This is a genomic window from Streptomyces sp. NPDC032745 (genome assembly GCF_055579465.1).
In genome coordinates, this window is record NZ_JBVING010000003.1 from 544,544 (window position 1) to 563,910 (window position 19,367).

At 70.9% G+C, this 19,367-nt stretch carries 18 protein-coding genes and 1 pseudogene; 6 read left to right on the forward strand and 13 right to left on the reverse strand.

The annotated features are described in order from the left end of the window. Positions 1-97: 97 nt before the first annotated feature. Positions 98-928 (forward strand): aquaporin, encoded by an 831-nt coding sequence (locus ACZ5WG_RS10355; protein WP_468722051.1) that lies wholly within the window; start codon positions 98-100, stop codon positions 926-928. Between the two features lie 147 nt (positions 929-1,075). On the opposite strand, the gene ACZ5WG_RS10360 is transcribed toward ACZ5WG_RS10355, so the two are convergent. From ACZ5WG_RS10360 to ACZ5WG_RS10375, 4 genes and pseudogenes are all read right to left on the reverse strand, one after another. Further along, the gene (locus ACZ5WG_RS10360; RefSeq protein ID WP_468722052.1) at positions 1,076-1,990 is read right to left on the reverse strand and encodes a MerR family transcriptional regulator; all 915 of its coding nucleotides are present in this window, start codon (positions 1,988-1,990) and stop codon (positions 1,076-1,078) included. 10 nt (positions 1,991-2,000) lie between these two features. Further along, positions 2,001-2,165, reverse strand: a pseudogene (locus tag ACZ5WG_RS10365) (metal-dependent hydrolase); the annotation flags it as partial. Positions 2,166-2,248: 83 nt separating this feature from the next. Beyond that, positions 2,249-4,060: an SDR family oxidoreductase gene (locus tag ACZ5WG_RS10370; RefSeq protein WP_468722053.1), complete on the reverse strand. Its 1,812-nt coding sequence runs from the start codon at positions 4,058-4,060 to the stop codon at positions 2,249-2,251. Beyond that, positions 4,057-4,914 (reverse strand): M24 family metallopeptidase, encoded by an 858-nt coding sequence (locus tag ACZ5WG_RS10375; protein WP_468722054.1) that lies wholly within the window; start codon positions 4,912-4,914, stop codon positions 4,057-4,059. The genes ACZ5WG_RS10370 and ACZ5WG_RS10375 overlap by 4 nt, the downstream gene beginning before the upstream one ends. Positions 4,915-5,130: 216 nt before the next feature. Here ACZ5WG_RS10375 and ACZ5WG_RS10380 point away from each other — a divergent pair, with 216 nt between their 5' ends. The 5 genes from ACZ5WG_RS10380 to ACZ5WG_RS10400 all read left to right on the forward strand — a co-directional run bounded on the left by ACZ5WG_RS10380 (position 5,131) and on the right by ACZ5WG_RS10400 (position 9,365). Next, positions 5,131-6,114, forward strand: coding sequence for an ABC transporter ATP-binding protein (locus tag ACZ5WG_RS10380; RefSeq protein ID WP_468722056.1), 984 nt, complete (start codon positions 5,131-5,133; stop codon positions 6,112-6,114). Continuing rightward, positions 6,104-6,991, forward strand: a complete 888-nt coding sequence (locus ACZ5WG_RS10385; RefSeq protein WP_468722057.1) for an ABC transporter permease subunit — start codon at positions 6,104-6,106, stop codon at positions 6,989-6,991. The genes ACZ5WG_RS10380 and ACZ5WG_RS10385 overlap by 11 nt, the downstream gene beginning before the upstream one ends. Continuing rightward, complete coding sequence (locus ACZ5WG_RS10390) at positions 6,988-7,899, forward strand: ABC transporter ATP-binding protein (RefSeq protein WP_468722058.1); 912 nt, start codon at positions 6,988-6,990, stop codon at positions 7,897-7,899. The genes ACZ5WG_RS10385 and ACZ5WG_RS10390 overlap by 4 nt, the downstream gene beginning before the upstream one ends. Before the next feature lie 14 nt (positions 7,900-7,913). Beyond that, positions 7,914-8,633 carry an ABC transporter permease gene (locus ACZ5WG_RS10395; protein WP_356870009.1) on the forward strand — a complete coding sequence of 240 codons (720 nt, stop codon included), beginning with the start codon at positions 7,914-7,916 and terminating at the stop codon, positions 8,631-8,633. A gap of 84 nt (positions 8,634-8,717) precedes the next feature. Beyond that, complete coding sequence (locus ACZ5WG_RS10400; protein WP_266665788.1) at positions 8,718-9,365, forward strand: rhomboid-like protein; 648 nt, start codon at positions 8,718-8,720, stop codon at positions 9,363-9,365. Positions 9,366-9,528: 163 nt separating this feature from the next. On the opposite strand, the gene ACZ5WG_RS10405 is transcribed toward ACZ5WG_RS10400, so the two are convergent. The 9 genes from ACZ5WG_RS10405 to ACZ5WG_RS10445 form a co-directional block, all read right to left on the reverse strand. Continuing rightward, positions 9,529-10,341 (reverse strand): HAD family hydrolase, encoded by an 813-nt coding sequence (locus ACZ5WG_RS10405; RefSeq protein ID WP_468722060.1) that lies wholly within the window; start codon positions 10,339-10,341, stop codon positions 9,529-9,531. After that, entirely contained in the window at positions 10,338-11,615 is a 1,278-nt protein-coding gene (serS, locus tag ACZ5WG_RS10410; RefSeq protein WP_468722061.1) for a serine--tRNA ligase, read from the reverse strand. The genes ACZ5WG_RS10405 and serS overlap by 4 nt, the downstream gene beginning before the upstream one ends. 525 nt (positions 11,616-12,140) lie before the next feature. Further along, positions 12,141-13,076 (reverse strand): prephenate dehydratase, encoded by a 936-nt coding sequence (pheA, locus tag ACZ5WG_RS10415; protein WP_468722062.1) that lies wholly within the window; start codon positions 13,074-13,076, stop codon positions 12,141-12,143. Positions 13,077-13,118: 42 nt separating this feature from the next. Beyond that, complete coding sequence (gene efeB, locus ACZ5WG_RS10420) at positions 13,119-14,402, reverse strand: iron uptake transporter deferrochelatase/peroxidase subunit (RefSeq protein ID WP_468722290.1); 1,284 nt, start codon at positions 14,400-14,402, stop codon at positions 13,119-13,121. Next, positions 14,399-16,375: a copper resistance CopC/CopD family protein gene (locus ACZ5WG_RS10425; RefSeq protein ID WP_468722063.1), complete on the reverse strand. Its 1,977-nt coding sequence runs from the start codon at positions 16,373-16,375 to the stop codon at positions 14,399-14,401. The genes efeB and ACZ5WG_RS10425 overlap by 4 nt, the downstream gene beginning before the upstream one ends. A gap of 22 nt (positions 16,376-16,397) precedes the next feature. Then, the gene (locus ACZ5WG_RS10430; protein WP_468722065.1) at positions 16,398-16,895 is read right to left on the reverse strand and encodes a copper chaperone PCu(A)C; all 498 of its coding nucleotides are present in this window, start codon (positions 16,893-16,895) and stop codon (positions 16,398-16,400) included. Then, entirely contained in the window at positions 16,892-17,542 is a 651-nt protein-coding gene (locus tag ACZ5WG_RS10435) for an SCO family protein (RefSeq protein WP_468722066.1), read from the reverse strand. The genes ACZ5WG_RS10430 and ACZ5WG_RS10435 overlap by 4 nt, the downstream gene beginning before the upstream one ends. A 109-nt stretch (positions 17,543-17,651) precedes the next feature. Further along, entirely contained in the window at positions 17,652-18,356 is a 705-nt protein-coding gene (locus tag ACZ5WG_RS10440) for a YcnI family copper-binding membrane protein (RefSeq protein WP_468722068.1), read from the reverse strand. 109 nt (positions 18,357-18,465) lie between these two features. After that, positions 18,466-19,290, reverse strand: coding sequence for a hypothetical protein (locus tag ACZ5WG_RS10445; protein WP_468722070.1), 825 nt, complete (start codon positions 19,288-19,290; stop codon positions 18,466-18,468). Between the last annotated feature and the right edge of the window lie 77 nt (positions 19,291-19,367).

A 19,367-nucleotide genomic window follows, 5' to 3' on the forward strand; every position in this document is an offset into this window, starting at 1 on the left:
CGATTTTTCGCCGCTCCGCCGACCCCGGACACCCCCTATCGCGCTTCCAAGATACGGAATACATTTTCCGTTGAACTTCTGCCCAGGGGGAGAACCCATGACAATCCACGCTTCCCTGCCGCGCCGTGCGGTCGCCGAGCTCATCGGCACCGCCGGCCTCCTCGTGGTGGTGATCGGTTCCGGAATCCAGGCCGCCGACCTCAGCCGTGACACCGGTGTCGCCCTCGTCGCCAACTCGCTCGCCTCGGCCATCGGCCTCGGGCTGATCATCACCCTCTTCGGACCGCTGTCCGGAGCGCATCTCAACCCGGTCGTCACCCTCACCTCCTGGTGGGCCCGGCGGACCGGAGGTGAGGGGCTCGGGGGCCGGGAGGCCCTGGTCTACACCGCGGCCCAGACCGCCGGGGCCATCGGCGGCGCCGTCGTCGCCGAGTTGATGTTCGGCCACGTCCCCGGCACGTTCTCCACGCAGATCCGGGGCGGGGGCCACCTGCTCGTCGGCGAGATCGTCGCCACCGCGGGGCTCGTCCTCGTCATCCAGGGCCTGGAGCGCATCGGGCGCCCGAAACTGATCCCGGCCGCGGTCGCCGCGTACATCGCCGCCGCGATCTGGTTCACGTCGTCCGGCTCCTTCGCCAACCCGGCGGGCACCATCGGCCGCGCCTTCAGCGACTCCTTCGCCGGCATCGCCCCGCAGTCACTGCCCGGATTCGTCGCGGCCCAGCTGGTCGGAGGCGTCCTGGGCCTGGCCCTCGCCGCACTCCTCTACGGGAGCGCCCGGCCCGGTGGGCAGGACGCGCCGGCCGCCCCCGCGGCGGGTGCGGAGGCCCTCGCGCCGGTGCCCGTCAGCCCGCCCGACTCCGCCGGAAGCGTCGGCGCCGTCGGCCCCGTCGGTCCCGTGAACGCCGCGTACGAGACCGTCGGTTGAGCCGTCCGAGTAGCCGCCCACACCGCTGTCCACAGGGTTGCCCACAGGCAGCACCGACTTGTCCACAGCCGGTTGGGTCGGGTTTGAGGGCAAACGAGTGATCCGCCCTGTGGACTACCGGCCGACGTCACCGGACGGCGGCGGCTGCTACCCGCCGCCCCGGCGCGCCAGCTCGTTCATCGTCCGGGCCTGCAGCTCCCGTTCCGTCGCAGCCCGGACGAACTCCCCGACGTGCTCGGCGCCGACCAGCTCCTGCACCGCTCGTACCGTCTCCGCCGGCAGTGGCACCGATGCGGGCCCCGACGGCTGCGAGGTCCCGGCCGCCCCCAGGTGGCGCTGCAGATGCCGGGTCGCGAACAGCCGCATGGCCCGCGCAAGCTCGGCGTCCACCGTCTGCTGGGCCAGGGGCCGCAGTCTCCGCACCATCGTCGCCGCCTCCGCCGCGTCCGCGTCCGTCGGCGGCACCTGCCCGAGGTAGCGGGCGAAGACGTGCTCGGTGGTGAACTCGAGGAACCGCGAGGCGATGTGCTCCACCTGCCCGCGCAGCTCCCGCAGATGCCCGGTGATCGCCGACAGCGGCACCCCGGCCGCGTACAGCTCGGCAGCCACCGCCAGCTCCTGCGGGGAGGGCACGAGGAAATCGTCAGGGCGCCCCGGGATCCGCTCCAGCACCCCCAACTCGCACGCCTCGCCCACCGCGTCGTCGTCGGGTCGGCCGCCGAACCGGTCGTTCAGCTCGGCCCGGCTGATCCGGGCGGCCTCCTCGTCGGTCCACGGTCCGTGCACCTCGGCGACGAGCCCCAGCACTCCGCCGAGCCCGCGCCCGGCGTCCCAGGCCTCCAGCAGCTCCTTGATGGAGGCCAGGGTGTAGCCGCGGTCCAGCAGGTCGGCGATCTGGCGCAGCCGCGCCAGATGCGTGTCCCGGTAGACGTTGGAGCGGCCCCGCCGTTCCGGCTTCGGCAGCAGCCCGCGGTCCTGGTACGCACGGATGGTGCGCACCGTCGCCCCGCTGTGGTGCGCGAGATCCTCGATCCGGTACTCGGCCACCGCCTGTTCTGACAATCCCGGCTCCCTACGACATGGCGGCTCGGCCGACCGCGGCCGCCGCGGCCCGGGCGGCAGGCGAAGCCGCAAGGTACTCGACCGCCCTGCGCAGCGAGCCCTCCTGCGAGGGATGGTACGACCGCCGGAAGTAGCGGGATATGGCCGTGCCGAGCTCTCTCCACGTCGACAGCAGCCGCGCGGGGCGGCCGCGGGAGCTGCAGCCCGGCTCCCCCACCGCCGCCCCCGGACCGCCGGGGACCGGCTCCGCCGCCCTGTTCACAGCCGGGGTTCCAGTTTCGCGAGCCGCCGCAGGGCGCCCGGTGCGAACCGGGACATCCACAGGGCGCCCTTGGACTCTGGTGTCACCGGAACCACGGCCTCGTTGCGCACCACGGCTCGCAGGATCGCGTCGGCGACCTTCTCCGGCGGGAAGTTGCGCAGCCCGTACAGCCGAGAGGAGCGCTCCTGGCGGCGCTTCTCCTCCGCTGCGTCCACCCCGGCGAAGCGCGAGGTGGCCGTGATGTTGGTGTTGACGATCCCCGGGCAGATCGCCGAGACCCCGATCGACTGCGAGGCGAGCTCGGCGCGCAGGCACTCGCTCAGCATCAGCACCGCGGCCTTCGACGTGCTGTACGCGGGCAGGGTCTTGGAGGGCAGATAGGCGGCGGCGGAGGCGGTGTTGACGATGTGCCCGCCCTGGCCGCGCTCGGCCATCTGCCGGCCGAAGATCCGGCAGCCGTGGATGACCCCCCACAGGTTGACGTCGAGGACCTTCTTCCAGTCCTCCGAGGTGGTCTCCAGGAAGGGCCCCGACAGGCCGATGCCCGCGTTGTTGACCAGGACGTCCACGATTCCGTACTCGGCGGCGACCTTGGCCGCGAGCTTCTCCATCGCCTGCTCGTCGCTGACGTCGACGCACTCGCCCCATGCCTCGGGGGCCCCGACGAGCCGCGCCATGCCGGCCGTCCGCGCTGCGCCCTCGGCGTCCCGGTCCACGCACACCACCCGGGCCCCGGCCTCGGCGAAGGCGAACGCGGTGGCCCGGCCGATGCCGCTGGCGGCGCCGGTGACCAGTACCAGCTGGCCGCCGAACCGGTCGGCGTACCGGCCCGGAGCCTTCTGTTCCGGCGCCCGGGTGGCGGGCTCCTCCCGGGCGGTGACGAACTCGGTGATCCACGCGGCCAGCTGGTCGGGCCGGGTCCGCGGTACCCAGTGCTTGGCGGGCAGAGTGCGCCGCACCAGGTCGGGGGCCCACAGTTCCAGGTCGTCGTAGAGCCGCTCGGAGAGGAAGGCGTCCCCGGTCGGGGTGATCAGCTGGACGGGCACGTGCGCGTACGCATCGGGGCGGGGCCGGCGCAGCCGGGGCCGTACGTTGTCGCGGTAGAGCCAGGCTCCGTGCGCGGCGTCCGAGGGCAGCGAGGCCGTCGGATAGGAGCCGGCCGGGACCTTCTCCACGCGCTCCAGCATCCGCGGCCACCGCTTGCCGAGCGGCCCGCGCCAGGCGAGCTCCGGCAGTACGGGGGTGTGCAGCATGTACACGTACCAGGACTTGACGCCCTGGCCTAGGAGCTGCGCGGCCCGGCGCGGGGTGGGCCGGGCCAGCCGCTTCTTGATCCAGTGCCCGAAGTGGTCCAGGGAGGGTCCCGACATCGAGGTGAAGGAGGCGATCCGTCCCTCGGTACGGGCGACCGTCGCGAACTCCCAGCCCTGTACGGAGCCCCAGTCGTGGCCGATCAGGTGGACCGGCCGGTCCGGGCTGACGGCGTCCGCCACCGCCAGGAAGTCGTCGGTCAGCTTCTCCAGGGTGAAGCCGCCGCGCAGTGGTACCGGCGCGGTGGAGCGACCGTGGCCGCGTACGTCGTAGAGCACCACGTGGAAGCGGGCAGCCAGCCGCTCCGCGACCTCCGACCAGACCTCCTTGCTGTCCGGGTACCCGTGCACGAGCACCACGGTCGGCCGGTCGCCGTCGCCGAGCTCGACGACGCACAGCTCGATGCCGCCGGTGCTCACCCGGCGCTCGCGGGCCCCCGCGAGGGCCGTCCCCTTGATGCCGTCCTTGCTGCCGTCCGCTCCGCTCATGCCGCTCATGCTGCCTTCTCCTCGGCCCAGCGCCGCACGTGCGGCAGATCGTCGTCCAGCCAGAACGCGCTCTCCTCGGGATCCCGTGAGTCGGTGACGACCAGGATCTCCTCGAACTTCGCGCCGGTGCCCCGGAAGCCCAGGTGCGGTTCCACCGCCCACAGGCCGGGCTGCGGCGGGTGGTCGGAGAAGCGGTACGGGCTCCACAGCGGGGACCAGCCCTCGCGGTGCCCGTGCAGGGCGTCGGAGGCCAGCCCCTTGAGGGACTGCGTCCCGAACCCGAAGGCGGTCGGGGCCCAGCGCCGCTCCTTGACCCGGTCTATCTTGTGGGCGATCACCCCGAAGGGGTAGGCGCGATGCCGGTTGGCATACCCCTGGCGGATCATCAGCCGCTCGACGTTCTCGTAGATCTCGCGCAGCGGGCGGCGCTCGCGGACCTGCTCCAGGATCAGCTCGCGGTGCACCCGCAGATCGGACATCAGCCGGTCCTGTACGGGGTTCAGCCCGAGGCTGCCCGAGTACCCGATGTCGGCCGCGTACCCCTTGTGGACGGGCGCCATGTCCAGGATGAACGGCATCCCCGGCTCCAGCTTCCGGTTCGTCGGGAAGAACTGCAGAGGGATCTTGAAGTTCGCGAAGGCGGTGCGGTCCCCGAACCACGCGAACGGCAGGTGGAACCAGTCCCGCACACCGCGCTCGCGCAGCCACTCGCGCTGCATCCGCGCCGCCTCGCGCTCGGTCACCCCCGGCCTCAGCTGGGCCGCGACGGTCTCCGCGCACTCGTACGAGAGGCGTTGCACTTCCCTGAACCCCCGCAGGTCCGCCGAGAGTTGCGCGGTGCGTTCCCTGGTGTCCCCAGCCATGACAGCCGTCCGTCCGTAGAGCCGTACCCGCCCGTAACTTGACACTGATGAATGTGACAATGACCGGAGATCACGTCAAGGCCCGTGCACAGACCTGTGGACAAACTTGTCCGGACCGCATCAGCCTTTCGTCAGGGTCTGTAGTCCTGAAGGCGGAGACGGGATGACGCTCCAGGTCTGACGCTCCGCACGGCCGACGCCACTAACGTCGGAGCCGTGACTGTCATCGCGACCGAAAGCCTGAGCAAGCGGTACCCCCGAGTGACCGCAATCGACCGGCTCTCCCTGGACATCGGGCCGGGAGTGACCGGCCTCGTGGGTGCCAACGGAGCCGGCAAGTCCACGCTGATCAAGATCCTGCTTGGACTGTCCCCCGCCACCGAGGGCCGCGCCGCCGTGCTCGGACTCGACGTCGCCACCCATGGCAGCGCCATCCGTGAGCGCGTCGGCTACATGCCCGAGCACGACTGCCTGCCGCCCGACGTCTCGGCCACCGAGTTCGTCGTACACATGGCGCGCATGTCCGGGCTCCCGCCGACCGCCGCCCGCGAGCGGACCGCCGACACCCTGCGCCACGTGGGCCTGTACGAGGAGCGCTACCGCCCCATCGGCGGCTACTCCACGGGCATGAAGCAGCGGGTCAAGCTGGCGCAGGCGCTCGTCCACGACCCCCAGCTGGTGCTCCTCGACGAGCCCACCAACGGCCTCGACCCCGTCGGCCGCGACGAGATGCTCGGCCTGATCCGCCGCGTCTACACCGACTTCGGCATCTCCGTCCTGGTCACCTCCCACCTCCTCGGCGAGCTGGAGCGGACCTGCGACCACGTCGTGGTCGTCGACGGCGGCAAGCTGCTGCGTTCCAGTTCCACCAGCGACTTCACGCAGATCACCACGACCCTCGCGGTCGAGGTCACCGACTCCGACACCCACCCGGACGGCACCGCCGCCCTGCGCAAGGCGCTCGTCGGGGCGGGCATCACCCTGCATGCGGGCGAGGAGCAGGGGCTGCCCGGAGCCGGCCACATCCTGCTCGTCGAGGCCACCGGCGAGGACACCTACGACACCGTGCGCGACACCGTCGCCGACCTGGGCCTCGGCCTGGTCCGCATGGAACAGCGCCGCCACCACATCGCGGAGGTCTTCCGCGACAACGACCAGCAGCAGCTCGTCCGGAAGGGAGCCGGTTCCGATGGCGCCTGACACCTCGACCCAGATCCACAACATCGGCTACCGGTCCTACGAGGGGGCCCGGCTCGGCCGCGCCTACGCCCGCAAGTCGCTGTTCTCGCAGTCCCTGCGCGGCGCGTACGGACTCGGCCGGTCGGCCAAGTCCAAGGTCCTCCCGATGCTCCTCTTCGCGGTGATGTGCGTCCCCGCGCTGATCATCGTCGCGGTCGCCATCGCGGTGCCCGGCTCCACCAGCCTGCCGATCAAGTACACGACGTACGCCCTGACCACCCAGGTGATCATCGGCCTCTACCTCGCCTCGCAGGCACCCCAGTCGGTCTCCCGGGACCTGCGCTTCAAGACCGTGCCGCTCTACTTCTCGCGGCCCATCGAGCGCGTCGACTACGTCCTCGCGAAGTTCGCGGCGATGGCCTCGGCCCTGTTCATCCTGACCGCCACACCGCTGCTGATCATGTGGATCGGCTCGCTGCTGGCCAAATTCGACTTCGCGGACCAGACCAAGGGGTTCGCCCAGGGACTGGTCTCCGTGCTGCTGCTCTCGGTGCTGTTCTCCGGCATCGGCCTGATCATGGCCGCGCTCACGCCGCGCCGCGGCTTCGGCGTCGCCGCCATCATCGCCGTGCTCCTGATCCCCTTCGGCGCGGTGACCGCCGTCCAGGGCATCGCGTACAGCACCGGTTCGACCGGTGCCATCGAGTGGATGGGCCTGTTCTCCCCGATCAGCCTGATCGACGGGGTCCAGGCCGCGTTCCTCGGCGGCACCTCCGCCTTCCCCGGCGGAGACGGCCCCTCGGCCGGCGTCGGCTTCGTCTACCTGCTCGTCGTCCTCGCCCTCATCGCCGGCTCCTACGCCGCCCTGATGGCCCGCTACCGGAAGGCCGGGCTGTGACCACCATCGACATCGACCACACCTCCCGCTGGTTCGGGAACGTCGTCGCCGTCAACGACGTGACCATGCGCATCGGCCCCGGCGTCACCGGACTCCTGGGCCCCAACGGCGCCGGGAAGTCCACCCTCATCAACATGATGGGCGGCTTCCTCGCCCCCTCCACGGGCACTGTCACCCTCGACGGCGCGCCGATCTGGCAGAACGAGCAGGTCTACAAGCAGATCGGCGTCGTGCCCGAGCGCGAGGCCATGTACGACTTCCTCACCGGCCGGGAGTTCGTCGTCGCCAACGCCGAGCTGCACGGCCTCGACGACGCGGCCGCCCAGCGGGCGCTCGCCACCGTCGAGATGGAGTACGCCCAGGACCGCAAGATCTCCACGTACTCCAAGGGCATGCGGCAGCGCGTGAAGATGGCCTCGGCCCTCGTCCACGACCCGTCCGTGCTGCTCCTCGACGAGCCGTTCAACGGCATGGACCCGCGTCAGCGCATGCAGCTCATGGACCTGCTGCGGCGCATGGGCGACAGCGGCCGCACCGTGCTGTTCTCCTCCCACATCCTGGAGGAGGTCGAACAGCTCGCCTCCCACATCGAGGTGGTCGTCGCCGGCCGCCACGCCGCCTCCGGCGACTTCCGCAAGATCCGCCGCCTGATGACGGACCGCCCGCACCGCTACGTCGTCCGCTCCTCCGACGACCGGGCCCTCGCCGCGGCCCTGATCGCCGACCCCTCCACCGCAGGCATCGAGATCGACCTCAAGGAAGGCGCACTGCGCATCCAGGCCGTCGACTTCGGCCGCTTCACCGAGCTGCTGCCGCGGGTCGCCCGTGCGCACGGCATCCGGCTGCTGACGGTCTCGCCCTCCGACGAGTCCCTCGAGTCGGTCTTCTCCTACCTCGTCGCGGCCTGAAGGAGCTGGCACCCATGTACAACCCCACCGTCGCCCGGCTCACCTACCGCGCGCTGCTCGGCCGCCGCCGCGCACTGATCCTCTTCGCGCTGCCCGCCCTTCTGATCGTCATCTCCCTCGCCGTCCGCGCGTTCACGGGCCTGGACGACAAGGTCGCGGCCGACCTGCTGGGCGGCTTCGCCCTCGCCACCATGGTTCCGCTGATCGGCGTCATCGCCGGCACCGGGGCCATCGGCCCCGAGATCGACGACGGCTCGATCGTCTACCTGCTCTCCAAGCCGGTGAAGCGTCCGACGATCATCATGACCAAGCTGATTGTCGCGATCGCCGTCACCATGGCCTTCTCCGCGATCCCGACCCTGATCGCAGGCTTCATCCTCAACGGCAACGGCCAGCAGATCGCCGTCGCCTACACCGTCGCCGCCCTCGTCGCCTCGATCGCCTACAGCGCCCTGTTCCTGCTGCTGGGCACCGTCAGCCGGCACGCGGTCGTCTTCGGCCTGGTCTACGCCCTGATCTGGGAGTCGCTCTTCGGCAGCCTGGTCTCCGGGGCGAAGACCCTCAGCGTCCAGCAGTGGGCCCTGGCTCTCGCCGAGAAGGTCGCCGGCGAAGGCTACGTGGACGCCACCGTCGGCCTGCCCACTGCGGTGATCCTGCTGTTGGTGGTCACCGTCGGCGCCACCGTCTACGCCGGCCAGAAGCTGCGCCGCCTCACCCTGGCGGGCGAGGAGTAGGCCCCGCCGCACCGGCTCCGCATCCAGTGCCCCGCCCGGCCCACCGGCCAGGCGGGGCACCGCCGTACGGGGCAAAATCAGTGCATGATCGAGCACACCGAGCCCGAGCCGTCCAGGCCCGTACGGTCCTGGATACGCTCCTCGCCCGGTACGCACATATGGCTGCTGATCATCGCCGTCACGAGCATCATCGTCGTGATCGCGCCCGACCACCTCGAGCACGTCCTGCTCCACCGCCACAGCAGCAATATCCACGAGCTCACCCGGCACCCCGTGCGGGCCCTGCTCTCCAGCGCCTTCTGGATAGCGAACCCGGCCTCGCTCGCCCTGTACGCCGTCCTCTTCGAGCTCTTCCACGCCCCCGTCGAACGCTGGCTCGGCACCCTGCGCTGGCTCGCCATCGTCGCGACCGCCCACATCACGGCCACCCTGATCAGCCAGAAGGTGGTCCTGATGGCCATTCAGGACCACCGGGCCCCGCAGAGCATGGTCCACGTCGTCGATGTCGGCGTCAGCTACGGACTCGCGGCCTCGATCGGGGTCCTCACCTACCGGCTGCCGAACCCCTTGCGCTGGCTCTACCTCGCCTGTGTCGTCGCCTTCTTCGGGCTCCCCCTCCTCACCGGAGGCACCTTCACCGACCTCGGGCACGCCATTTCGCTCTCCGTCGGCCTGCTCGCCTGGCCGCTGACCCGCCACCCGCACCCCAGGCATGTTTCACGTGAAACATGAGCACCGCGCTCGCCGGGCTGACGCACGGAAATTGACTGGTACGGGACGTACGCCCCGGGCAGAGTGAGTCGTGCGGGGAGCAACAAAAAGGTCCGGAGCAGCCACTTCGAGCGTGCCTTGCGGCGCGGGCTGTTCCGGACCTTCCCTGTTCCCCGCCGAGCCGTCAGGCGGCGCCCAGCAGGCGTTCCAGCACCACCGCGATGCCGTCCTCCTCGTTGGAGGTCGTCACCTCGTCGGCCACCGCCTTCAGCTCCGTATGGGCATTGGCCATCGCCACACCGTGGGCCGCCCAGCCGAACATCGGGATGTCGTTGGGCATGTCACCGAAGGCGATCGTCTCCGCCGCCTTCACGCCCAGCCGGCGGGCGGCGAGCGAGAGGCCGGTGGCCTTCGTCAGCCCCAGCGGCAGGATCTCCACTATGCCCGGGCCGGCCAGGACGATGTCCACCAAGGAGCCCACCGTCTCCCGCGCCACCTTCACCAGCGCGTCGTCGTCGAGCTCCGGGTGCTGGATGTACAGCTTGTTCAGCGGAGCGGACCACACCTCCGTGGTGTCCTCCAGGTAGAGCGCCGGCAGGCCCTCCTGCACCCGGTAGCCGGGCCCGAACAGCACGTCGCCGTCCACCCCGTCCCGGCTGGCCGCGAGCGCCAGCGGACCCACCTCGGCCTCGAGCTTCGACAGCGCCAGACCCGCCAGCTGCCGGTCGAGCGTCACCGAGGTCAGCAGCCGGTGGGCCCCCGCGTCGTAGACCTGCGCGCCCTGCCCGCACACCGCGATCCCCTTGTAGCCGAGGTCGTCCAGCACGCTCCGGGTCCAGGGCACGGCCCGGCCGGTGACGATGATGTGCGCCGCGCCCGTCGCGGTGGCCGCGACGAGCGCTTCACGGGTGCGTTCCGAGACGGTGTCGTCGCCACGCAGCAGCGTGCCGTCGAGGTCGGTCGCGACGAGCTTGTACGGGAACGGGGCCGGGCTCACTTGGCGATCGGCTCCAGGACCTCGCGGCCGCCCAGGTACGGACGGAGCACCGCAGGCACCCGCACCGAACCGTCGGCCTGCTGGTGGTTCTCCAGGATGGCGACGATCGTGCGCGGTACGGCGCACAGCGTGCCGTTCAGCGTCGAGAGCGGCGCGGTCTTCTTGCCGTCTCGGTAGCGGATCGACAGGCGGCGGGCCTGGAAGCCGTTGCAGTTCGAGGCGGAGGTGAGCTCGCGGTACTTGCCCTGCGTCGGGATCCACGCCTCGCAGTCGAACTTGCGCGAGGCGGAGGAGCCCAGGTCACCGGTGGCGACGTCGATCACCTGGAAGGGCAGCTCCAGGCTGGTCAGCCACTGCTTCTCCCACTCCAGGAGACGCTGGTGCTCGGCCTCGGCCTCCTCCGGCGCGACGTACGAGAACATCTCGACCTTGTCGAACTGGTGGACGCGGAAGATGCCGCGGGTGTCCTTGCCGTACGTACCGGCCTCGCGGCGGAAGCACGGCGAGAAGCCGGCGTAGCGCAGCGGCAGCTTGTCGGCGTCGATGATCTCGTCCATGTGGTACGCGGCGAGCGGGACCTCGGAGGTGCCGACCAGGTAGTAGTCGTCCTTCTCGAGGTGGTACACGTTCTCCGCGGCCTGGCCGAGGAAGCCGGTGCCCTCCATGGCGCGCGGGCGGACCAGCGCAGGGGTCAGCATCGGGATGAAGCCGGCCTCGGTGGCCTGCGCGATCGCCGCGTTGACGAGGGCGAGCTCCAGCAGGGCGCCGACACCGGTCAGGTAGTAGAAGCGCGAGCCCGACACCTTGGCGCCGCGCTCGACGTCGATGGCGCCCAGCGATTCGCCGAGCTCCAGGTGGTCCTTGGGCTCGAAGCCCTCGGCGCCGAAGTCGCGGATCGTGCCGTGCGTCTCGAGGACCGTGAAGTCCTCCTCGCCGCCGACCGGAACGTCCTCGTGGACGATGTTGCCGAGCTGGAGCAGCAGACGCTTGGCGGCCTCGTCGGCCTCGTTCTGCTCGGCCTCGGCAGCCTTGACGTCCGTCTTGAGCTGTTCGGCCTTCTTGAGCAGCTCTGCCCGCTCTTCCGGGGAGGCCTTGGGGATGAGCTTGCCGAGCGACTTCTGCTCATTGCGGAGTTCATCGAAGCGCATGCCGGAGGACCTGCGGCGCTCGTCGGCGGAGAGCAGTGCGTCGACGAGTTCGACGTCCTCTCCACGGGCGCGCTGCGAGGCGCGGACACGGTCAGGGTCTTCACGGAGCAGCCGGAGGTCAATCACCCCTCCAGGCTACCGGGCTGGGCTTCCTGGGCTCACACCGATATCACGCTGCGTGTCGCTATGTCCTAATTGCGGAGAATGGAAAACTCTGGCCGACTGGCTGGAAGTGACCCTTGTTGGGCGGTCAATAAAAGCGGCCCATTCCCTGAAAAGGGGCACAACCGGGGTATCCGGGCATCCTCTGAGCAGGGCGGAAGGCCTTCCTTGTCCACAGGAATTGTCCACTGCGGAGACTTTTCCACAGGCTGTGTGCCGGATCTGTGGACACGGAATTAGATCAATCCCCACCGGCGGGCCGTCCAGACGAATCAGGGTTCAAACCACCCTCACACACTCATTCGGGTGGGAATGACTCGCTCCAAAGAGTTGATCGGCGATGCGGGGGTGACGACGTTCACCTCCCGCTCCCCAGCGCGAAACCTGGGCCCGCCGACCGATTTGTCGACCTTGTCGCGCCGCGATGTCGACTAGTCCACAGGTCCCCATCTCGGCCTGTGGATAACTCTGTGGACAGTGGAGGAAGAGCTACGCCCGGCCGTCGAGGCAGCGCGTCAGCCAGTCGGAAGCGGCCGTGAAGTCACCGTCCGAGGTGCCGGGTCGCGGATCGCGCACGTCACCCTGAGCCACGCCCGCGCGCGGGTAGGAACCGAGGAAGCGGACCTGGGGGCAGGTGCGCTTGAGCCCCATGAGCGCCTCGCTGACCCTGCGGTCGGAGATGTGGCCCTCCGCGTCGACGGCGAAGCAGTAGTTGCCGATGCCCGCGCCCGTCGGCCGGGACTGGATCAGCATCAGGTTGACCCCGCGGACGGCGAACTCCTGGAGGAGCTCCAGCAGGGCACCGGGGTGGTCGTCGCCGAGCCACAGCACGACGGAGGTCTTGTCGGCGCCGGTCGGTGCAGCGGGCCGGGCGGGGCGGCCGACGAGCACGAACCGGGTCTCGGCGTTCTCCGCGTCGTGGATCTCGGTGACCAGCGGGACGAGCCCGTACGTGGCGGCCGCGAACTCGCCCGCGAAAGCGGCGTCGAAGCGGCCCTCCTGGACCAGCCGGGCGCCGTCGGCGTTGGAGGCGGCCGACTCCCACACCGCGTCGGGCAGGTTCGCCCGCAGCCAGTTGCGCACCTGGGGCTGGGCGACCGGGTGCCCGGTGACGGTCTTGACGTCCGACAGCGTGGTCCCGGGCCGCACGAGCAGCGCGAACGTGATGGGCAGCAGCACCTCGCGGTAGATCATCAGCGGTTCGCCGGAGGCCAGCTCATCCAGCGTGGCGGTGACACCGCCCTCCACCGAGTTCTCGATCGGCACCAGGGCGGCCGCGGCCTCCCCGTTGCGTACGGCATCCAGGGCGGCCGGGACCGAAACCATCGGGACGAGCTCCCGGGTCGCGGCTTCCGGCAGTGTGCGGAGGGCGGCTTCGGTGAAGGTGCCCTCGGGACCGAGATAGGTGAAGCGGGTGGCCGACATGTGATCAGCCTAATGCCGGGCCCCCGGCCGCCGGGGCGCTGTTCATCCTTCGAGCAGCCGCTGCCCCACGTACTCCCCGTCGCGCGGGCCGGACGGCACCGCGTACAGCCCGCTGGACTCGTGCCGGATGAACTCCGACAGGGCGTCCCCGCGGTCGAGCTTGCGCTGGACGGGGACGAAACCGCGCAGCGGATCGGCCTGCCAGCAGATGAAGAGGAGCCCCGCGTCCGGGGTGCCGTCGGCGGCGATCCCGTCGTGGAAGGAGAAGGGGCGCCGGAGCATGGCGGCCCCGCCGTTCTGCGCGGGGGCGGAGATCCGGGCGTGCGCGTTGGACGGGATGACCGGCTTGCCGTCGGGGCCGATCTTGTCGAGGGCCATCTCGGTGGTTTCGTTGCCGCCGGTGAGGGGCGCGCCGGTGGCCTTCGTACGGCCTATGACCTGCTCCTGCTGGGCCAGGGACTGCTTGTCCCAGTCGTCGAGGAGCATCCGGATGCGGCGTACGACGGCGTACGAGCCCCCGCCCATCCAGGCGTGCTCGGCGGGCCCGGGGCCCGCGGCGGGGACGAAGATCCGCTTGTCGAAGTCCGGCTGCGCGGGCTTCGGGTTGCCGGTGCCGTCGATCTGGCCCATGAGGTTGCGCGCGGTCATCGGGGCGGCGGTGGCACCGGGGGACCGGTTGAAGCCGTTCATTTGCCAGCGCACGCGGGCGGCGTCCCCCGCGTCCTTCTGCAGGGCGCGCAGGGCATGGAAGGCGACGAGCCCGTCGTCGGCGCCGATCTGGACCCACAGGTCGCCGTTGCTGCGCTGGGCGTCGAGCCGGTCGGCGGAGAAGTCGGGCAGCGGGTCGAGGGCGGTGGGGCGGCGAGCGGCGAGCCCGGTCCGCTCGAAGAAGGAGTGCCCGAAGCCGAAGGTGACGGTCAGGGAGGACGGCCCGGCGTCGAGGGCGATCCCGGTGTCCGTGGAAGAAACGGCCTTGCCTGCCATCAGCAGGCGGGCGGTGTCGGACCAGCGGCGCATCAGGGCGGCGGCCTCCTTGCGCCCGGCACCCGGGGCCAGGTCGAAGGCGAGGACGTGGCCCTTGGACTGCAGCGGGGTGGTGATGCCGCCCTGGTGGTCGCCGTGGAAGGCGACCTCGGTGGCGCCGAGTGAGGCGAGGCTCCCGGCGGCGCCGGGAGCGCCGGCCGGGGAGTCGGCGAGTGCGGAGTGCACGAGGGCACCGCCGGTGGCGCCGAGTGCGAGCCCGGCGGCGCCTGCGGCGCCGACGGTGCCCAGCAGCCGGCGCCGGGAGATCTCGATGTCGGGGTTGCTCTCGGTCACGCTGGTCAGCCGATCTTCACGTTCTTCTGCACGGTCGTCTGGTCGATGTCGGAGGTACGGACGGTCACGTCGATCCGCCATTCCCCGGCGAGCGGCAGCTGGACGCCGGATGCGCTCCAGTGTCCGGGGGCCGCGCGCTCCGGGATGAGCGGCAGGGGGCCGATGTCCTTGGCGGGGAGGGTGAAGGCGACCTTGATCTCGGGGATGTCGAGAGGCTTGCCCTCGGGGTCGTCGGCCCAGACGTGCAGCGAGTTGGCGCCGACCCGGCCCGGGTCGAGCTCCACCCGGACCGATCCCTTCCCGTTCTCGCCGCCGGTGTCGAACGGCAGGGTGATCTTGATGGCGCGGTTGGGGACGGCGGTGGCCGCGGACTCGCGCCCGCTCGCCTGCTCGGCGGTCCGGCCGGGTTCGGTGCTGGTGAGGACGGTGGTCACCGCGAGCAGGACGACGGCGACCCCGGCCTCGGCGAGGACGGAGCGGCGCAGCCCTGCCCGGGTCGGATCGGCGTCGCGGACCTGCTTCTCGCGTGCGTTCTCGCGGGCGGCACGCTGGCGGGCGAGCTGGGCGGCGCGCTTGGGGTCCTCGGGGACCGTGACGGCGGCCGGCCGTGTTTCACGTGAAACATCGCGCTGCCGGGCGATCTTGGACGGCTTCCCGGCGGGAGCGTCGGTGAGCCGTGCGGTCCAGGAGCGGGAGACGTAGGCGATGCCGACCAGGACGGCGACGAGCCCGACCTTCAGCAACAGGAGCCGTCCGTAGCTGGTACCGGTGAGGGCCGTCCAGCTGCCGACCTGGCGCCAGGACTGGTAGATGCCGGTGACGGTCAGCACCAGGACGCTGATGAACGCGACCCGGGAGAACCGCTGGACCGCCTCGCGTTCGATCCCGGGCACCTTGTGGAGGGCGACGAGCAGGGCTGTGAGTCCACCGAGCCAGGCGGCGACGGCCAGCAGGTGCAGGATGTCGGCGGGCATGGCGATACCGGGCTGGATGCCGGTCGAGGCGTGTTCGGACAGGGCCCAGGTGGCGGCGATACCGCCGGCGACGACGGCTCCGCCGATGCCCAGGCCGAAGAGCAGGTCGTTGGCCTCCTTGTCCGCAGCCTGCGCCTTGCCGTTGTCCTTGTCCCCGTTCTTGCCCTTGCCGATGTCCCCGGTCTCGGCGGTCCTGCGCGCAAAGGCGCCGAACAGCACGGCGATGAACAGCGCGGCAGCACCGAGAAGCAGCAGCCTGGAGACGAGGGAGGCGCCGGGCTTGGTCTCCAGCACGGCTTTGAGGCCGTCGAGGTCCAGCGCGTCGGCGAACTTCCCCGACCCCGTGTACGGGTTGCGGAGCACCAGCATCGCGAGCGTGGCGGCGGTGAGCGTGACCCAGGCGCGCACGACGAGCTTCTGCAGCGGGCGCTGCGCGGCGCCGCGGCGCCAGCACAGCAGGATGAAGGCGGCCCCGCCGACGAGGACGGTGAAACCGGCGTAGGCGGCGTAGCGGGCGATCCCGTACGCGATGCCGACGGGTCCGCCGCCCGCCTGCCCGGTGGGCAGGGCGACGCTGGTCGCCGAGGGGGCGCCGATGGAGAAGGTGAAGGCGCCGGAGACGGGGTGGCTGTCGGCGGACACGGCCTGCCACGCGACGGTGTACGTGCCGTCCGGCAGCCCGGAGTGCAGGGCGGTGCCGTAGCGGATGGTGGATCCGCTGCACATGTCGCGCAGTTCGCCGGTGTCCACCCGCCTGCCCTGCGGGTCCATGACGCGGATGGAGTCGTCGCCCATGGCGACCTGCTCCGAGAAGGAGAGGGTGACCTGGGCGGGGGCCGTGGCGACCACCGCCCCGTCCTTGGGGTCGCTCGCGGTGAGTGCGGCGTGTGCCGTGGCCGGGCCGGCCGCGGTGAACAGGGCTGCCAGCAGGGCCGCGAGGACCAGCGCGAGCCGCGGCAGGAGTGCCGCGGCCCGGACGCGAGCCGGGGAGGGGGCGATGGCCGTCATGGCGTGTCAGTACCTCGGTCCGTCAGTGGGCGCTGGTGTTCTGGGCGTTGTACGTCCGTTCCTTGACGTCCAGCTCGACCTTGACCGGTTCGGCCTTCTCGAAGTGCAGCTCGACGGTGACCTTGTCACCGACCTTCGGCGCGTTCTTCAGCCCCATGAACATGACGTGGTTGCCGCCGCGCTCCAGCCTGAGCTCGCCATTGGCCGGTACGTCCATGGCCGCGACCTGCTGCATCTTCTGGTCCTTGGTCTCGTGGATCTGCAGATCGTCCGAGAGCGGGCTGGTGACGGCCGTGAGCTTGTCGGCCGTCTTCGAGTCGTTCTTGATGACCATGAACGCGCCGGCCATCTTGTCGTTCACGGGCTCCGGCATGAAGGCGCCGGTGACCGTCATCCTCGGCTTGTCCGCGCCGGCCTTGGCGGCGGAGCCGGAGTCGGAGTCCGAGGAGCATCCGGATATGGCGAGCGCTGCCGTCAGGGAGAGTGCGGCGGCGAGGGTGCGGGTGGTGCGGGCGTTCACGGGTTCTCTCCCTTGATGATCTTCGGCAGGTCCTTGGTGTAGTCGTCGACGGTGCTGCCTTCGCCGTAGAGGAGGTACCCCTCGTCCGTCTTGGGCGAGAACGCGATGACCTGGGCGCCGTGCATGGAGACGACGCTGCCGTCGGCCTCCTTCTTGGCGGCCTCGATACCGATGCCGAGCTTGCGCGCGGCGGCCTGGATGGTGGCGAAGTCCCCGGTCAGTCCGGTGAAGGACGGGTCCTGGGCCTTGAGCCACGCGCCGAGGGAGTCGGGAGTGTCCCGTTCGGGGTCGGTGGTGACGAACACGACCTGGAGCTTTTCCTGGTCGGCCTTGGGAAGTGCCTTCTTGGCGACGGCGATGTTGCTCATCGTCAGGGGGCACACGTCGGGGCAGTTGGTGTAGCCGAAGTAGATGAGCGTCGGCTTGCCCTTGGTCTGCTCGCGCAGGTTCCACGGCTTGCCGGTGGTGTCCGTCAGGACCAGCTCCGGCTTGTCGAAGGGGCGGTCGAGGACCGTGGCGGTACCGGCCTTGGACTGGCCGGTGATCTGTGTGACCGCGTTGGTCTTGGTGGGCTCACCGCCGCAGGCGGTGAGGGTGAGCGCGGCCGCTGCCGCGAGGGCGGCGGCCGTCACACGTGTGGTGCGCATGGAGAAATGTCCCTGGGATCGGGTATGTGGTGCGGGCGGGCCGGCCACGAGGGCGGGCCGGCTGCGCGCACGTTCTGAATACGGGGATACGGCCTGTGGCCGCGTCGGGTCAGGAGGCGCGGCGACGCGAGGCGACACCGAAGGCGACACCGCCGAGTCCGATGACGATGCCTGCGACGCCGAGGACCCGCGCGGTCGTGTCGGAGGCGTCCGCGGCGGCTTCGTCGTGGCTGTGGTCGTCCTTGGTGGCGGTGGCGTTCTTGTCGTCGTGGTGGCCGTCGGCAGCCTTGGCCGCGGTCAGCTTCAGGACGGGCGCCGGGTTCTGCGGCTCCGCCGCGCCTTCCTTGGTCTCCTCGATCCAGCGGACGATCTCGTTGTTGTCGTACGTCTGGATCGCCTTGAAGACCATCTGGTCGGCGCTGTCGGGCAGCTTGCCGACGGAGACCGGGAACTGCTGGAACTTGCCGGGCTCGATCTTGCCGCCGCTCCAGGTCACCTTGGTGACGACCTCGTTGACCTGCTTGCCGTGCACGGTGAGCGGCTTGTCGAGCTTGGTCTTCTCGACGTTCGACGTCCAGCCGGGGATGTCCTGCGGCATGACGGACGTCAGGGGCTGGTCCACGGGGAAGTTGACTTCCAGCTGTGTGGTCGAGGCGTTGTCGCGCTCGTTCGGAACCTTGAAGTTGATCGTCGCGTAGCCGCCCTTGGCGGCCTCGCCGGGCTGCACGCTGACGTGCGCGAAGGCGGGGCCGGACAGGACGAGGACGGCGCCGGCGGCAAGGGCGGCGGCGAAGGAGACGCGAGAGGTCTTCATGGCAGAAACACTCCACGGGGGCAGTGGTGACGGTGGCTCCGCGCACGGGCGCGCGCGGAGTTCGCGGCACCGGTTCTTCCGCCGGGTGCTCCGGGGAGGGGGTGCCGCGTCAGGCTGCGAGGGCGAGTGCCGTGCAGGGCGGCCCGCGCCTGATCACCGTGTGCTGGAGTGTCTCCCGGCCGGTGTGGGCAGCGGGTTCGGCAGCGCTACCGGTGGCCTGCGGGGTACCGCCAGGCGTGCCCGCGAGCCCGGCGCCGAGGGCGCGTACGAAGGCCAGCGCGGCGCGCAGCGGGCGTACCGGATCGGCTTCGGCGGAGGTGCGGGACAGCTCGACGAGCCGGAACAGGGCGGCGTCGCCGCGCCCCAGCAGCCAGCCCGCGGCCAGCGCGGCCAGCAGGTGGCCGACGAGCATGCCGGTGCTGAACAGGCCGGTGGCGGGCGCCGCGTAGGCCTGGGCCATGTGCGCGTGGCCGGCATGTGCCTGCGCCGCGGCCTGCCCTGCGGCCTGGGCCGTCATGGCGGCCGGGTCCAGTCCGGCGGTCTCCAGGATCTGCCGGGCGTCGGCCGGGCTGAGCGGAACGGAGTTGCCCCCGCAGACCAGCCGGGCGGCGAGCGCCGCGAGCGAGGTGTCGGTGCCGGCGGGTGCCTGGGCCGCGGCGTCACCGTGCTGGGCGAGGCCGAACACGGCGTGCAGTCCGAGCTGCCCGAAGGCGAGCCCGGCGGCGATGCCGGGCAGCGAGCGCCGGCGTCCCGCGAGCGGGGCGGCGACCGCGAACACGGCGAGGAAGGCGATGACGAGGGCCCACCAGGGAACGATGGCGCAGGACGCCAGTGCGTGCCCGGCCGCGGACAGCACGACGCAGACCGCGGTGAACACCGCGGCCCGGGTCAGCCGGAGGCCGGCTCCGGCGGGCGTCGCGTGGGGGACAGTCATGGCCGGGCCATCATCGCACTGAGCTCACGCCGTCCATACGGCAGGTCCGGAAGGTCGTGAGTGCCCCTGTACGCGGG